General features: G+C 33.9%; 16 protein-coding genes. 9 read left to right on the top strand and 7 right to left on the bottom strand.

Going from position 1 to position 16,345, the window contains the following annotated elements; translation table 11 throughout:
* The first annotated feature begins 317 nt into the window (after window positions 1-317).
* The 3 genes from ACSUE0_RS07255 to ACSUE0_RS07245 all read left to right on the top strand — a co-directional run bounded on the left by ACSUE0_RS07255 (window position 318) and on the right by ACSUE0_RS07245 (window position 3,922).
* Window positions 318-1,961: an alpha-keto acid decarboxylase family protein gene (locus ACSUE0_RS07255; protein ID WP_436956748.1), complete on the top strand. Its 1,644-nt coding sequence runs from the start codon at window positions 318-320 to the stop codon at window positions 1,959-1,961.
* Window positions 1,962-2,216: 255 nt separating this feature from the next.
* A complete protein-coding gene (locus tag ACSUE0_RS07250) occupies window positions 2,217-2,777 on the top strand; it encodes a PadR family transcriptional regulator (RefSeq protein ID WP_119615208.1) in 561 nt (186 codons plus the stop codon).
* Window positions 2,778-2,791: 14 nt separating this feature from the next.
* Window positions 2,792-3,922, top strand: coding sequence for an FAD-dependent oxidoreductase (locus tag ACSUE0_RS07245; protein ID WP_119615209.1), 1,131 nt, complete (start codon window positions 2,792-2,794; stop codon window positions 3,920-3,922).
* A 112-nt stretch (window positions 3,923-4,034) separates the two neighbouring features.
* On the opposite strand, the gene ACSUE0_RS07240 is transcribed toward ACSUE0_RS07245, so the two are convergent.
* Window positions 4,035-5,264 (bottom strand): NADH-dependent flavin oxidoreductase, encoded by a 1,230-nt coding sequence (locus ACSUE0_RS07240; RefSeq protein ID WP_436956745.1) that lies wholly within the window; start codon window positions 5,262-5,264, stop codon window positions 4,035-4,037.
* 259 nt (window positions 5,265-5,523) lie between these two features.
* On the opposite strand from ACSUE0_RS07240, the gene ACSUE0_RS07235 reads away from it, so the two are divergent.
* The 5 genes from ACSUE0_RS07235 to ACSUE0_RS07215 are packed head-to-tail and all read left to right on the top strand — an operon-like array spanning window position 5,524 to window position 9,579.
* Window positions 5,524-6,528 carry an LLM class flavin-dependent oxidoreductase gene (locus ACSUE0_RS07235; protein WP_436956743.1) on the top strand — a complete coding sequence of 335 codons (1,005 nt, stop codon included), beginning with the start codon at window positions 5,524-5,526 and terminating at the stop codon, window positions 6,526-6,528.
* Between the two features lie 20 nt (window positions 6,529-6,548).
* The gene (locus tag ACSUE0_RS07230) at window positions 6,549-6,881 is read left to right on the top strand and encodes a glycine cleavage system protein H (RefSeq protein WP_017723917.1); all 333 of its coding nucleotides are present in this window, start codon (window positions 6,549-6,551) and stop codon (window positions 6,879-6,881) included.
* 3 nt (window positions 6,882-6,884) lie between these two features.
* On the top strand, window positions 6,885-7,670 hold the full coding sequence (locus tag ACSUE0_RS07225; protein ID WP_436956741.1) for a protein-ADP-ribose hydrolase: 786 nt from the start codon (window positions 6,885-6,887) through the stop codon (window positions 7,668-7,670).
* The gene (locus tag ACSUE0_RS07220; protein WP_119613526.1) at window positions 7,663-8,547 is read left to right on the top strand and encodes an SIR2 family NAD-dependent protein deacylase; all 885 of its coding nucleotides are present in this window, start codon (window positions 7,663-7,665) and stop codon (window positions 8,545-8,547) included. Before ACSUE0_RS07225 ends, ACSUE0_RS07220 begins: the two co-directional genes overlap by 8 nt.
* A gap of 9 nt (window positions 8,548-8,556) precedes the next feature.
* A complete protein-coding gene (locus ACSUE0_RS07215; RefSeq protein WP_436956739.1) occupies window positions 8,557-9,579 on the top strand; it encodes a lipoate--protein ligase in 1,023 nt (340 codons plus the stop codon).
* A gap of 492 nt (window positions 9,580-10,071) precedes the next feature.
* Here the strand turns inward: ACSUE0_RS07215 and ACSUE0_RS07210 are convergent, their stop codons facing one another.
* Together ACSUE0_RS07210 and ACSUE0_RS07205 are read right to left on the bottom strand one after the other, a co-directional pair.
* Window positions 10,072-10,404 carry a general stress protein gene (locus tag ACSUE0_RS07210; RefSeq protein WP_436956737.1) on the bottom strand — a complete coding sequence of 111 codons (333 nt, stop codon included), beginning with the start codon at window positions 10,402-10,404 and terminating at the stop codon, window positions 10,072-10,074.
* Window positions 10,405-10,446: 42 nt separating this feature from the next.
* Window positions 10,447-10,758 (bottom strand): hypothetical protein, encoded by a 312-nt coding sequence (locus ACSUE0_RS07205; protein WP_259338025.1) that lies wholly within the window; start codon window positions 10,756-10,758, stop codon window positions 10,447-10,449.
* Window positions 10,759-11,052: 294 nt separating this feature from the next.
* On the opposite strand from ACSUE0_RS07205, the gene ACSUE0_RS07200 reads away from it, so the two are divergent.
* Window positions 11,053-12,048, top strand: coding sequence for a Gfo/Idh/MocA family protein (locus ACSUE0_RS07200; RefSeq protein ID WP_119613523.1), 996 nt, complete (start codon window positions 11,053-11,055; stop codon window positions 12,046-12,048).
* A 212-nt stretch (window positions 12,049-12,260) separates the two neighbouring features.
* Here ACSUE0_RS07200 and larC read toward each other — a convergent pair whose 3' ends face one another.
* The 4 genes from larC to larA are packed head-to-tail and all read right to left on the bottom strand — an operon-like array spanning window position 12,261 to window position 16,343.
* A complete protein-coding gene (larC, locus tag ACSUE0_RS07195) occupies window positions 12,261-13,442 on the bottom strand; it encodes a nickel pincer cofactor biosynthesis protein LarC (RefSeq protein ID WP_119613522.1) in 1,182 nt (393 codons plus the stop codon).
* A 17-nt stretch (window positions 13,443-13,459) separates the two neighbouring features.
* Window positions 13,460-14,218 (bottom strand): nickel pincer cofactor biosynthesis protein LarB, encoded by a 759-nt coding sequence (larB, locus tag ACSUE0_RS07190; RefSeq protein ID WP_119613521.1) that lies wholly within the window; start codon window positions 14,216-14,218, stop codon window positions 13,460-13,462.
* A 21-nt stretch (window positions 14,219-14,239) separates the two neighbouring features.
* Window positions 14,240-15,064 (bottom strand): ATP-dependent sacrificial sulfur transferase LarE, encoded by an 825-nt coding sequence (gene larE / locus ACSUE0_RS07185; protein WP_119613520.1) that lies wholly within the window; start codon window positions 15,062-15,064, stop codon window positions 14,240-14,242.
* A gap of 16 nt (window positions 15,065-15,080) precedes the next feature.
* The gene (gene larA, locus ACSUE0_RS07180) at window positions 15,081-16,343 is read right to left on the bottom strand and encodes a nickel-dependent lactate racemase (protein ID WP_436956733.1); all 1,263 of its coding nucleotides are present in this window, start codon (window positions 16,341-16,343) and stop codon (window positions 15,081-15,083) included.
* Window positions 16,344-16,345: the final 2 nt, after the last annotated feature.

The following is a 16,345-nucleotide window of genomic DNA, read 5'->3' as shown; positions in this document are numbered from 1 at the left end:
TATATAAATAGTATTCCGGGACATCATTAGATGTCTCGGAATTTTTAATTATAATTTAGAAAAAACACAATTAATATTTCAATTAGTTGTGTTTTAAATTATACAATTTTTAGGGGTTGGCGAAATTTAATTGTAATCATAGGGCTCTATAATCTCTTTATGTGCGTCAATAAGTCGTTAACATTTAATCGTGTTGATATGTAAGTGAGTGATCTCAGAAAGATTCATATAATATTAAAAGTCAATATTGTTGACCTTTAATGTGTTATAAGTTAAATTTGAAGTGTATTAGATATAGATAAAAAGGGGAAATGAAAATGAAAAAACGTGTAGGACAATATCTAATGGACTGTTTGAGCAATATTGGTGTAGATAAAGTGTTTGGTGTACCAGGAGATTTCAACCTTACTTTTCTAGATGACATTATTAGTCGTGATGACTTAGAATGGGTTGGCAATACGAATGAACTAAATGCAAGTTATGCTGCAGATGGTTATGCAAGGTTGAAGGGCATTGCTGCTATGGTAACGACATTTGGTGTAGGAGAGCTAAGTGCCGTAAACGGTATTGCAGGATCATATGCAGAACGTGTACCAGTTATACAAATTACTGGCGCACCGACACGTGCCGTTGAACAGGCTGGTAAATATGTACATCATTCTTTAGGTGAGGGACGTTTTGATGACTATAGAAATATGTATGCTTCAATTACAACAACACAAGCTTATATCACACCTGAAAATGCCCAATCAGAAATTCCAAGGGTGATAAACGCTGCACTATTTGAAAAGAGACCGGTCCATATTCATTTACCAATTGATGTAGCAAATACTGAAATAGAAGTGACATCATCTTTTGAACTAGCAGAACATCAACACATGGATGTTTCTAAATATATGCAAATGATAATGGAAAAATTACAAAGTGCAGAGCAACCGGTTATCATCACTGGTCACGAAATTAACAGTTTTGGGTTACATGAAGATTTAGAAAAATTCGTAACACAGACACATATCCCAGTTGCACAATTATCATTAGGTAAAGGCGCATTTAATGAGCAAAGTCCATATTATATGGGGATTTATGATGGTGCATTAGCAGATAAAGCTATTAGAGACTATGTAGACCAAAGTGATGCAATTTTAAATATTGGTGCAAAATTGACAGATTCAGCCACAGCCGGTTATTCATATCAATTTGATATTGATGATGTAGTAATGATCAATCATCATAATTTTAAAATGAATGAAACGAAAGATACGGATGTATCGTTAGTAGATTTGCTAGCTGGATTAGATAAACTTAATTATGTAAATCATATGGATTTTCCGAAATGTCAGCGTCCAAGTGCGCATGATTATGATTTGAATGATGACCCTTTAACACAAGAGACTTACTTCAAAATGATGCAAGATTTTATTAAAGAAGAAGACGTAATTATAGCTGAACAGGGAACTTCATTCTTTGGAGCGTATGATTTAGCATTAAATCAACATAATAAATTTATAGGTCAACCATTGTGGGGATCTATTGGTTATACTTTACCTGCGACTTTAGGTGCACAATTGGCTGACCCTAATCGTAGAAACTTATTATTAATTGGTGACGGTTCGTTACAATTAACTGTGCAAGCTATATCTACGATGATAAGAGAAGAAATTAAACCAGTTATATTTGTTATCAATAATGACGGATATACAGTGGAACGTAAAATTCACGGCGAAAATGCAATGTATAACGATATTAAAATGTGGGATTATAAATTATTACCAACTGTCTTTGGTGGTAAAGAAGAAGTGTGCACATATGATGTCAACACGAGTGAAGAATTCCAAAAGGTATTGCTTCAAGTCGAAGCGCAACCTGACAAAATGCATTTTATAGAAGTGAAAATGGATGTGCATGATGCACCTCGTAAGTTAAATGCGATAGGTCAGGCATTTGCTAATCAGAACGGTTAATAAGGAAAAATACTTTGGAATTTATATATGTATGCTAGATTTATAGCTAGTATCTCAACTTAAAAGAAGCGGAAACATAAGATTAAATGGTCTTATGTTTCCGCTCTTTTTTAATAATGATTAATAAAATTTAAATTATTACTTTTATTAAGAAAGATTGTTTGAAAATTTATTATAAAATAACGATATATCGTTGACTTATTTCGATATATCGTTTATAGTTTCGATATATCGAAATAAGGGAAGGTGAGATCTATGTTCAGAAGACAATTTCACAAAGGACACGCACAATTTGGAAATATAAAGCAAGACAGAGAAGATTTTGGGTTTGGAAGAGGAGATTTTGGCGACTTTCGTGGTAGAGAAAGATTCTTTAAAAAAGGAGATTTACAGTTTGTCATACTAAAAATGCTCAAAGAGGAATCAAAACATGGTTATCAAATTATTAAAGATTTAGAAGAACAATTCAAAGGTTTTTATTCTCCTAGCCCGGGGTCGGTATATCCAATTTTACAAATGCTTGAAGATAGAGAGTTTGTTTCTATTTCTAAAGAAGGTAAGAAGAAGGTATATACAATTACAGATGAAGGTATTGCATTCTTGAAAGAGAATATAAATGATGAAGTGCTACAACATTTCGATCAAGTAAAAAATATGGACTTTGAATCTATGAAAGAAGCGCGTGTACAATTACAAATTTTATTTAAAGAACTGATAAATAAAAATAAAGAAGCATTAAGCGATAAAGGAAAAAAACAAGAATTTGATAATTTTATTGAAAAAACAATGAATGATTTGAATAACTTATTTAAATAAAGAGAAGGTAAACTATGGCTGTGAAAAATTTAAAAAATATAGCAATTATTGGTGGTGGTCCAGGAGGATTGATGCTTGGATTACTAATACAAAGACTAGGTTATAACTATACAATATTTGAAAAAGGAAATCCGCATGACAATCATCAACGCGGAGGGTCTTTGGATATCCACTCTGATACTGGTCAATTACCTATTAAAAAAGCTGGAATATATAATGAATTTATGTCGTATGCTCGATTTGAAGGAGAGGATACACGTGTAATAGGTGCAGACGGAACCATATACTACGAAGAAGATTCAGAAGGTGATGGAGAACGTCCTGAAATAGATAGAGGTGAATTGTGTGACATAATTATGAAACAAATTGATTCACACCATTTAAAATATGGTTATGAATTTGAGTCACTTATTCAACATAGTACTCAAGATATTGAGATTATTTTTACAAATGGTGAGTCAGAACATTTTGATTTAGTTGTTGGGTCCGATGGTTCATTTTCAAAATTGCGTACAAATCTTTCTGATGTGAAGATTGAATATAGTGGTATTTCAATGATAGAAATTAATATTGATGATGTTAAAAATCAACATCCAGCATTATATAAGTATAATAAGAATGGAAAGATGATGGCATTAGGTGGAGATCAAGCACTATTAGCTCAATTGAATGGTGATGGTCGAATTAAAGCATATGTTTCTTATAGAATGGATATGGATAAACTAGATACTTATAAATTTATGACATTGTCAGAGTTAAAAGAACAATTATTATTAGATTTTAGTAGTTGGGATATTCAGCTACAGAAATATATTATGAATATGAGTGACGATGTACTTTTTAGAAGAATATATAAATTGCCAATTGGTTTTAAATGGCAACATAAACAAGCTATTACATTAATAGGAGATGCGGCGCACTTGATGAGTCCCTTTGCTGGTGAAGGTGTTAATATGGCATTGTATGATGCATTTATACTTGCTAGAGCATTGGAAGACTATGAAAAAATTGATGTGGCACTTAACGCATATGAACAAGAAATGTATCAGATTTCATCAACAAGTGCTCAAGCTTCTCAAGACAATTTGGAATTAATGTTTTCAAAGGATGCAGCTAAAAAATTAGGAGAATTCTTTAAAAATTGATGTATTATTGAAATACTATTTTTTAAAAGAACATCCTTACATTTATAAAATATAAAGGCAGATGCTCCAGTATCTCAACTTAAAAGAAGCGGAAACATAAGATTAAATGGTCTTATGTTTCCGCTCTTTTTTCAACTGCAGTATATTCTACTTGTTCATAATTTTTTTCAAGCTTACGGAGTTCATCTCGTGTTTCTTTATTTAAGCCCTCACCGTAATCCATCATCTTAACGATATCTTTAAATGCTGCATATGGGATAGCTAATTCATCTATATCTTCTAACGTGACATGTAAATTGATTTTTTCTGGAGTGCCATTTGCTAATTTCGTTACGAAATCCGGCTCTGTTACAAAAGGTGAAGACATACCAACCATATCAGCATGTTTCAATGCGTCCAACGCACTTTCAGGAGAATTAATTCCACCACTTGCAATCATAGGCACTCTGCCTCTTAGATAGTCATGAACAACAGCATTTACAAATTGCCCCTTATAGATACCATCTGAGCGAACCTTGTTTTGGTAAATTTGACGCCCCCAACTAGCAATCGCTAAATATTGTATATCTGCTACCTCTAAAACCCAGTCTAGATGTTGGTTGAATTCGTCAATTGTATAACCAACATCGTTCCCACGTGTTTCTTCTGGTGTGGCACGATAACCTAGTATAAAGTTAGGGGGCGCTTCCTTATCAATAACAGATTGCACAGCATTTAATATCTCTAAGCCAATGCGTGCTCGATTTTTAAGGTTTTGTGGGCCATATTGATCCGTACGTTGATTAGAGAATGTAGAGAAAAATGTTTGAATGAGTAGACGTTGTGCTGCAGAGATTTCAACGCCATCAAATCCAGCTTGAATGGCACGTGAAGTTGCATCTGCGTATTGTTCGATTACAGTGTCAATCTTTGTTTGTGACATTGCTAAGACTTCATGTTCGATAGGTGAATGTAATGACATAGGGCTAGGGCCATATACTTGGCTAAAATTTAAAATAGCTTGGTTTGAAAACCTACCTGCATGTGTAAGTTGCAAAATAGCTTTATTGCCATCTTGTTTCATGGCAGTAGCTAATTTTTTTAAACCTGGTATACAGCTGTCATCTGTAATACTAAAGCCGTATTCAAATAGTTGACCATATGGTTCTATATAAGCTGCACCAGTTACTTGAAGAGGTGCTGCATGAGAACGTCTTTGAGCATAACGCAAGTCTTCTTCGGTAATATGCCCATTTTGTGTGGAGGAATTGGTCGTCATAGGTGAAAGTACAAAACGATTATTTAATTTAATACCGTTAGGCAATATAAGTGTTTTGAAAAGTGAATCAAAATTATTTATCATAGCTTTGACCTCATTCTTTGTTGTAATATGTAATTTTAAATTAACACTAATGTGGCAAAATGGTCAATTAAATAAGAAATTTCAGCATTTTATAAGCAAAATATAACAAAAATTTTCTATATCCGTTATTCTATAAAGTGAGAGTAATATGTATTGAATGTGATACTTTGACTGAATATAAAATAATATTACATTGCCATATGTAATAAAAATAGAGATGCAAACGCATATATGTGGTATAACGGGAGTGAATGTAAACGTGGTGCAGTTGAATATATTAGATTATGCTGTCATTGATGAAGGTCAAACGGCACAAGATGCTTTGCAAGGTACTGTAAAGTTAGCGCAATTAGCAGATGAATTAGCTTACAAACGTTTTTGGGTCACCGAGCACCATAATGTACCGGCGTTTGCCTGTGCAAGTCCAGAGTTGTTGATGATGCAATTATTAGCAAAGACACGACGTATACGCTTGGGATCGGGTGGTGTGATGTTACCACACTATAGTCCTTTTAAAGTGGCAGAAAACTTTCGATTATTGGAAGCATTTTACCCGGAGAGAGTGGATTTAGGCATTGGTAACAATCCGGGGACATCTAGCGTGAAAAAAGCACTTAATGAAACGAAGGATTATTTTTTAGACTACGCGCAGTCTATATCAGATGTGAAAGACTATTTAATTGAAAATAATACCGAACAGCGATTAGACAGTATTATAGCCCAACCAAGTATTACGACAGTTCCTGAAATGTGGTTGTTAAGTACAAGTATTACATCTGCGGAAATGGCTGGTGAAGTAGGCATGGGTTATACATTGGGTACGTTCTTATTACCCAATGCACAGGCTATTCAAAATGCCAAAGCAAGTGTTCAAACTTATAGAAAGTCTTTTAAACATACTAAGTTGAATATGGCTCCTACAGTTATGGTCACGGTATTTACCGTAGTTGCTGATAGTGAAGTGCACGCACAATCGTTAGCGCAATCGTTAGATGTTTGGCTTTTAGGCAAAAAACAATTTGCAGAATTTAAACGGATGCCATCAATAACAACAGCTCAAAATTATCAAAAATCAGAACGAGATAAGCAACTAATTAAACAAAATCGTGCACGTATGGTCGTGGGAACAAAAGCAACTGTTCAAACCCAACTAAAGCAAATAATAGAGACGTTTGATGCAGACGAACTTATGATTGTTCCTTTAATACCCGGTATCGAAAATCGGATTCGCACAATAGAATTGATTGCACAAATGAATTTATAATCAAAGAAAGGAAGATACAAATGAAAAAATTAGCGAATTACTTATGGATAGAAAAAATTGGAGAACAATATGTTTATAGAATGACACCAGAACTACAAGATGATGTTGGAACTGTTGGTTATGTTGCATTTATGGGTGAAGATGATGTGAAAGTTGACGATGAAATTGTAAGTATTGAAGCTTCAAAAACAGTTTTGGACGTGCAATCACCATTAGCAGGTAAAATTGTGGCGCGTAATACAAAGGCAGAAGATGAACCGACACTTTTAAATTCTGAAAAACCAGAAGAAAACTGGTTAGTAAAATTAGAAAAAGTTGATGAAACAGCCTTTAACGCACTTCCAGAGGCATAATATATGCAACAGGCAGAACGCTTAGCGTATTTGATTGAATATTTATGGGATGAGGCAAACCGTGATGAAATATTAGACTTACCTGATACGGAACAAGCACGTTGGCACATGTTTAGAAGTTTAATAAATGTAAGACCAGCAAAAGATATATCTAAAGATTTTCTTGATGTACAAGATGCATTGTTAATTCAATATAATAACCAGCAAGTGACTGATATAACGTCATTAACACCATATTTAGGCAACGATATTTATTTATGGCAAGGTGACATTACACAATTACAATTAGATGCAATTGTTAATGCGGCTAATAGTCAGTTTGTAGGTTGTTTTGAACCAAATCATAATTGTATAGATAATATCATTCATACAAGAGCAGGTGTACAGTTGCGTTTAGCATGTGCAGAACTAATAGAAAGACAGGGGAAACGTGAAGGTGTGGGTAAGGCAAAAATTACAGATGCTTATAATTTACCAGCAAATTATGTAATTCATACAGTAGGACCACAAGTACGCAAGACACCAGTGTCACGAATGAATAGTGATTTACTTGCACGATGCTATCAAAGCTGTTTAGAAATAGCAGATGCTCATCAATTAACGAGTATTGCTTTTTGTTGCATCTCTACAGGGGTTTTTGGTTTTCCTCAAGCAGAAGCTTCTCGTATCGCTATAGATACAGTATTAAATTATAAACGAACTCATCAATCAGATATCAAAGTGGTATTCAATGTGTTTACTGATACAGATTCAAAGTTGTACAAGGAAGGATTGAAACAGAATGACTGAGTCAACGTGGAATGCCTTAACGACAGTATATGACCAACAAGCTGACCAATTAGCAGCTGCATTGCAAGAAGCAAATGCTGTCGTAGTAGGTATTGGTGCAGGTATGTCTGCGGCAGATGGGTTTACATATATTGGAGAAAGGTTCACGCAGCACTTTCCAGATTTTATAGCTAAATATGGTTTTTTTGATATGTTGCAAGCAAGTTTACATCCTTTTGAAAGTTGGCAAGAGTATTGGGCATTTGAAAGTCGTTTTGTTGCATTAAATTATTTAGATCAACCTGTCGGGGCATCTTATGTAGCATTAAAACAAATTTTAGAGGCTAAAGATTATCATATTATTACGACAAATGCTGATAATGCTTTTGCAGTGGCAGATTATGATTTAGAGAAAGTCTTTCATATTCAAGGAGAGTATATTTTGTGGCAATGTAGTCAACATTGTCATGCGCAAACATATCGTGATGATAATGCGATACGTCAAATGGTAGCGCAACAAGAAAATATGAAGATACCTAGAGCATTAGTGCCGCATTGTCCAAAATGTGATGCACCTATGGAAATAAATAAACGTAAAGCGCAAGTTGGAATGGTAGAAGATGCGGATTTTGAGGCACAATTGTTGCGTTATAATCAATTCCTTAATGAACATAAAGAAGATAAAGTACTGTATCTAGAAATAGGCATAGGCTACACGACGCCACAATTTGTGAAACATCCTTTTCAACGTATGACAAAACAAAATCCAAACGCATTATACATGACATTGAATAAAAAAGCTTATCGTATTCCAGAAGGTATCCGTGAGAGAACGATACATTTAACTGATGATATTTCAGCATTGATTTTAGAAGTAAATAAAAAATTAACTAAATAGGAGATAGCTATGTATTTAATTGAACCGATTAGAAATGGTGAATATGTAACTGATGGTGCTGTAGCATTGGCTATGCAAGTATATGTAAGTGAAAATATATTTTTAAATGAAGATATACTTTTCCCATATTACTGTGATCCTAAAGTAGAGATAGGTCGTTTTCAAAATACTGCCGTAGAAATCAACCAAGATTATTTAGAACAAAAGGATATTAAAGTTGTACGTCGAGACACAGGAGGCGGAGCGGTTTATGTAGACCGTGGTGCAGTGAATATGTGTTGTATCCTAGAAAAAGATGACACAATCTATGGTAATTTCAAAAAGTTCTATGAACCCGGTATTCAAGCGTTACATCATCTTGGGGCCACTGAAGTAGAACAAAGTGGACGTAATGATTTATCGATTAATGGTAAAAAGGTATCTGGAGCAGCTATGACACTAATAAAAGGTAGAATTTATGGCGGTTACTCTTTATTATTAGATGTAGATTATGAGCCTATGGTAAAAGTACTAAAACCGAATCGTAAAAAAATTGAATCTAAAGGTATTAAATCGGTACGTTCTCGTGTAGGTAGTATTAGACCATACTTAGCATCAGAATATCAAAATATAACAATAGAAACATTTAAAGATTTAATGGTTAAACAAGTGTTAGGTGTTGATGATTTAAGTGATGCCAAACGCTATGTCTTAACAAATAAAGATTGGGAAGTCATTGATGACATGCTTGAGAAAAAATACAATAACTGGGAGTGGAATTATGGACGCTCACCACGTTATGAATATAATCGAGATGCGCGGTTAGTAGCAGGCACGATTGATATCTCTTTAGCAGTTGAACATGGCCGTATTTCAGCATGTCGTATTTATGGTGATTTCTTCGGACAAGGCGACATTAGTGATGTTGAAAATCAACTTCAAGGTGTACGCGTAGTAAAAGATGATATTATAGCAGCATTAAATAAGTTAGATGTTACGTACTATTTTGGGAAAACATCTGCTGAAGAATTAGCGGACGTTATTTTAAGTTAATTAAAAATATAGAAGTAAGACGTATACCATAGCCTGGAATAAAAACATATAATTTTGATTCGTATTTATTTTACAAAAATGTTTTTAAACTACTCATAAGTGTGTGTCTGAAGTAGGTCAATATCCATATCGTTTTGAAAAGTGAATGTCGGGTGTAGCAATTACAAATGCTTGATAGATACGTAAGGAAGATATCGAATGGATAAAAATCATATTAAAGAAGCTTTATCTAAAACTCAGAGATTATTATAGAAACTGTTGAACATGAGCGAATAACTGTTAAAGCAATAGAGGACAATAATGATTCACAATATTTGTATGTTACTAAGCCGAAAGAGCAACAAGTAGAAATCGATAAAATAACTGATGTACAAGTAAATAACTTTGATCAACTTTAGTATTAATAAAAAGAGTTAAAGTATATAAAACGACCTTCCACAAATATTAAATTGGATAGAAGGTCGTTGTCTCTTTATTTCGATATTATTAGTGTTATAAGACATCTCTTGCGCGAGAATCAGTAACGATTAATAAAACTTTTCCTTGGTCCATGAGTTCTTCATATTCTTGGGAATCTTCTTCGGAAATGCCAAGCAGCTGTAGTTTTTCACGCAGTTGGCTTCCTTGCTTAGCAACTTCATCACCCACGTTAGAACGGTTGTAATTAATACCGGATACTTCGGTATGATTTACAATGCGTTCAGTGCGGTCAGGGTCATGAGATAATACAAAGACATCTTTTGCATTTATTTTTTGATCTTTTAGTGTATTAATATTTACTTCGATTTCTTCATCATTTGAATATACTTTTATAATTGGTGTCATTTATAAACCCCCTTGATATAGAACAAACTTAATTTATTTTCCTTATTTGTTATTTTGCTCTTTAAGTCTATCGTAACGTTCATGCTTAATATAAAAATGTGTGTGTTGAAGAGCATAATCATATACTTCTTCTCTTTGGATGTCGGTAGGCAATTCAAAATGAGTGTCTATCTTTTCTTCGTTCTCATCTTGAACTTGAGAGACATTATTATGCTTAATGTTCAATGTTTCTTTAGGATAAACTAAAGTGATATGTTGTGGTGTTTCTTTGATAGCTTGTAAGTTTTCTATTTTGAACGCTTCATTGATATAATTTTCAACTCTTTTTTCACGTTTACGTTTTCTTTTATTCACGGAAGCTTCATTCCTATATAGTTTCTTGATGAGTAGGAAGAAAGCCACGACTATTATCAGAAATATTATAAAATAAAATATGGACATCTTATAGCCCTCCTTATGCATAAAAAATACAAATGCAATTTTATACCTTTATATTAAATGTATACCACCGAATTAATTTTAAAAACAAAACTCATAATTTTGTTTTATTGATTTTGAATTAAATGTATCTATAAAGTACACTATACTTATGTAATTAATTATTAAAATAAATAGAGAATACAAATAATTAACAAAGGGGAATGACTTATGAATCTTGGAATTGTCGGGGCGGGCAAGATTGTTAAAGAAGCGCTACCTGTCATGGAGCAAATACCAGCGTATACTTTTCAGAGCCTTGTTTCTTCAGGGAGAAATCCAGAAAATGTAGAGAATTTACAAAAGCAATTTAATATTAAGCATATTTTTGATAATTATGATGCATTTTTAGCAGATGAGACGATTGATACTATCTATCTAGCCGTACCGAATCATTTACATTTTGATTATGCGCGTAAGGCAATTAAACAACGTAAACATGTTATATGCGAAAAACCATTTACGTTAACGAAAGCAGAATTATTAGAATTAAAGACTCTAGCTGAAGCTCATCAAGTTATTATTATAGAAGCCATTACTAACCTATATTTGAGTAATTTCGATGTATTAAAACAATCTTTACTTGAAATAGGAGATGGTAAGATTGCGCAATTTAATTATTCGCAGTATTCATCAAGGTATGATGATTTTAAAAAAGGTATTATTCAACCTGCATTTGACCCAGCTAAAGGTGGCGGTGCTTTAATGGATATCAATGTTTACAATATCCATTTGGCAATTGCATTATTTGGTAAACCTAATGGAGTAGCTTACTTTGCAAATATAGAAAATAATATTGATACGTCAGGCATTTTACAATTAGATTATGACGGTATAAAAGTTGTATGTATAGGTGCGAAAGACTCTAGTTCAGATAATCAATCTTATATTCAAGGCGAAAAAGCAACAATAAATATTAAAGGTCCCACAAATGAATTAAAAGCCTTGGAACTAAAATATAATGATGGTGGAACGCAATCGTATCAAGTTAATCAGCATGAACACCGTATGTACGAAGAATTTGTGAAAATTGCAGAAATTATTAAAGAGAAAAACTTTGACATAGCAAGGCAAAAATTAGAACACAGTATTCAAGTAAGTGAAGTATTAGAACTTGCACTAGATAGTGCACATATTGAATTAGGGCCTTCTGTTAATAATAAGTGATTGAACTTAGATAAGTTCTTAAGAGAATCTAAAATAGCACAATTAAGTTAAAATAACGCACCTCAATTTGACTAATGAATTGAGGTGCGCCTTACTTTTGATTAGATATATAATTCAGACTAAAGAAATGTATAACGATTATGATATCTATTATGCTTCATAATTCTAATATGATGAAGCTGTGATTAAGTTTTATTTATGCTACCGTTGGATTAATCATTTTCAATATTAATGTGTTTTTGTGCAGTCGTTTGAATATCGTTATAAACGGTAGCAAAAGGCGTTCCTGATTGAATCGCAGCATTACGAACATCTTCAAATTCAGGTTTGGCTTTTATAACTTTGTCACCCAACATACCTAATTTCACTAATATTGCTCCGTAATCTGTGTGCACGGTTTGAAATTGACGATGTAAGATTTTTCGGTTTACTGTAAAGCTACGTACACCTAGCGATGTCGTATATTTGAGAATATAGTTTTCGAAATACTGTGCTTGGGACAGACTACAAATAACTGTTAGTTGTGTAGCTGGACGACTTTTTTTCATTGTGATAGGCGTGTAATAAGCGTCCAAAGCACCGTCGTCTATTACTTGTTCCATAAAAAATCCAAGCATTTCTGGTGTCATGTCATCAAGTTGGCATTCTAATACTTGAACTTGAGAAGGAGTCGCTTCTTTTTTAGAAAATTGAATTGCACGTAGTATATTTGGAAAATCAAAATCTTTTGAACCACAACCATAACCAATATTCGATATTGTGACACTTGGTAGTGGACCGATTTCTGATACTAATGCTTTAATAAAACCCGCTCCTGTAGGGGTCGTTAATTCACTTGCTACATCAAAAGCAGCAAGCGGAATACCTTTGAGTATTTCAGCGGTTGCAGGTGCGGGGACAGGGTAAATGCCATGTGCGATATTGATTTTTCCATGTCCCGTAGGAATCGGTGAAGAAAGTAGAGTATCAATGTCTAAGTTTTCTAATGCTAAACAACTCCCGATAATATCAATGATTGAATCCATTGCACCTACTTCATGAAAATGTACGTTTTCAACTAACATGCCATGAATTTTTGCTTCTGCATGTGCAATAACGTCAAATATGTGAATACTTCGTTCTTTTACTCTATCAGGCAGGGTGCTTTCATTTATCATTAAGAAAATATCCTGAGCTTTTCTATGGTGATGTGCTGGTTCAAAATCGATTGATAGTGATGTTGCTTGGATACCTTGTTTATTTTGTGAAGAAAAGTTTAAATTAAATTTGTTTAAGGGTAAGTCGTTTAAATGCTTTTCAATATAATTTATATCTGCACCTAAGTCAACAAGTGCAGATAGCAACATATCGCCTGCAATACCTGCATGACAATCTAAATAAATTGCATTAGGCATATTGTTTCACTCCATTTCTAATGAGCTTCAATCATTTTTATAATCATCGCGGCGTTATAGCCCCCACCAAAGCCATTATCTATATTGAGGACGCTTGTTCCTGGTGCACAGGAATTAACCATTGATAATAGTGTTGTTACGCCTTCTAAATTCGCACCATAACCTATACTAGTAGGAACAGAGTAGACTGGATGATCTACTAAGCCTGATACTACACTTGAAAGGGCGCCTTCCATACCGGCAACAACGATTGAAACCTTACTTTGTCTAATTGCTTCTATATGTGAAAATAAACGATGGATGCCAGACACACCTACGTCATAAAAACGTTTTACATGTATGCCCATTACTTCAGCAGTAATGGCAGCTTCTTCTGCAACTGGTAGATCAGAAGTTCCGGCACAAATCACAGATGTGTAATAATTAGATTTTGAAATACTGCTTATAGGAGTACAAATAATACGAGCTGCTTCGTGATATTCAAGATGACTATACTTAGCGATAATATCTTGTGCTTTGTCATGGTTGACCCTTGTAACTAGAACAATCTCATCGTGTGCAAGTATTGTGTTAATGATATCTATGATTTGAGAAGTTGTTTTTCCTTCACCAAAAATAACTTCTGGAAAGCCTTGGCGTTGTCTCCTATGCAAATCAATTTTAGCAAAACCTAATTCGTCATAATGACTTAATTGAGTCTTGGCTTCTGATACAGAAAGTTGATTCGATTGAACAGCTTGAAGCAATGAGTCTAGGGAATCTTGCTTGTCAGTCATAGTTATGCCACCTTTATAAATTTAATATGCATCTAATGAATTGATGACTTCGTTCATACTTCCTGTACGATAGCCTTCTAAATCAATCGTTACATAGTCAAAGCCTAGTTCTTTAAGGCGTAGTGTTATTTGTTTTCGATACTTTACTACGGTTGGAATGTCGATATCGTTAACTTCTACTCTAGCGATATTATGGTGATAACGTACTCTAACATTATTAATATCTAAACTTAAAATATATTTTTCCGCTTCGTTGACTTTATTTACTTTTGCAAAATTCAATGTTTCTCCATAAGGAATACGTGAGGCAAGACTACATAATGCTGGTTTATTCCAAACTGGTAAACCATTAGCCTTACTAATTTCCCTTACTTCGGATTTGTATAAATCAGCTTCTTGCAATATACTTCTCACGTAAAATTCTGTTCTTGCTTTTAAGCCCGGTCTGAAATCATCTAAGTCGTCCATGATCATGCCGTCAAGCACATAATTAAAGTTGTATTTCTTTCTTAATTCTTCTAATTTTGAGTATAATAAACGCTTGCTGTAATACCAACTATCAGGTGTATTTTCAATAATATGAGGGTCTTTCAGTTCTTCAATTTCAGCCTCTATTATTGACGCGTTAAGTTGATTTGCTAATTGAATAGCTTGATTGAATTCTTCATGTCTAAATAATTCCGATTTGACTATAACTGCTTTAACATTTGCATTACCTAATACATCAACGGCTTTCTTTAAGACCAGACTGCTATCTACACCACCAGAAAAAGCAATAACTACTTTGTTCATATCTTTAAGAATATTTTCTAATTTTAGTTCTTTATTTAAAGTTTCAGTTAACATTATTATTCCTCCTAATTTATGATTCAACGTAGGGAATCGTAAGTGGTCCTAACGGCATTACGCCAATCGTCATATCTTTTCCATATTTGTCTTCAAGCATTTTTAGTGTGTCATTAATTTCAGTAACTGGATGTAGCATAGCGTCTTTAGTCTGCTGGTCAGTGAGTTTCGAATATAAATAAACATCAGCAAATGTTTGGATAACAGCTTGTTTTTGAACTTGCCATTGATCTAACATAGCAAAGTCAGGGTCGTTAATCATGTTGACGAGTGCTTGTGGGGTATCAGCCATTTTAAGAATTTCAGCATAGTTACCGTGATTTGGATATCCGTCACTACACTCTGATAACATGATAATACTGCCACCTTCTTTGACAACTTTGTGTGCGGCACTCATCCCTTTAACGGTTTGATATAAGTTTTGGTCTAAAGGATATCCAGAGTTAGAAGCTATTACAACATCAAAAGGTTCCTCACATTTGAACATGGCATGTTTCTTAGCGTAAGCACACCCTTTATCATGTGCTTCATATAATTCTCCAGCAAAAACCTCAGTAATGGCTTTCTCTTTGTTTAATGTTACATTAAGCATAAAGTCTGGCTTACACATGGTATTAATTTCTCTAGTCATATCTTGAACAGGATTATCTGTCATATTACCCCAAGTTGAGCGAATATCACCAATCATTTTTGCATTATGGAAGGTCATAATTGTTTCGATACCTGCAATCCCTGGCATAATCCCTTTAGGGCCACCGGAAAACCCAGCAAAGAAATGTGGTTCAATAAAGCCTGTAACAATTTTGAAATCAGCTTCAACATATGATTTATTCAGGTATACATCACACCCATATTTACTATGTCCAACTTTGCTCAAGGTTGCTTTATCATTACAATGATTATGAACAATTTTGATGTCATTAACGATGTCTTCACCTAGCATTTGGACAAGTTCTTCGTGAGTTTGGTCACGATGTGTGCCAGTACCATTAATAATTACAAAATTCTCCAATGGTACATGGGACAATGTTTTTATAAGTAAAGGAACCAATATATGGTTAGGCGTTGGTCTTGTTATATCACTAATCACAATAGCTACAGTTTGATTGGATTGAACCATTTCACTCAAAGGTTTAGTACCAATAGGGTGACGTAAAGCGTTTTGAATTGCACCGATATCATCTTCAAGTCCAGTTAAGTCTTGAGGCTCAATTAAGACGCTGTGATCAGGTAAATCAATTTCAACATTGGATTTACCATATAGAATAGTAGTTTTCAAAA

This window comes from Staphylococcus sp. AS1337 (genome assembly GCF_051408735.1).
In the GTDB taxonomy this organism is placed as follows: domain Bacteria; phylum Bacillota; class Bacilli; order Staphylococcales; family Staphylococcaceae; genus Staphylococcus; species Staphylococcus xylosus_B.
Note: the sequence above shows the minus strand (reverse complement) of the source record. Positions and strands in the feature narration are given on the sequence as shown.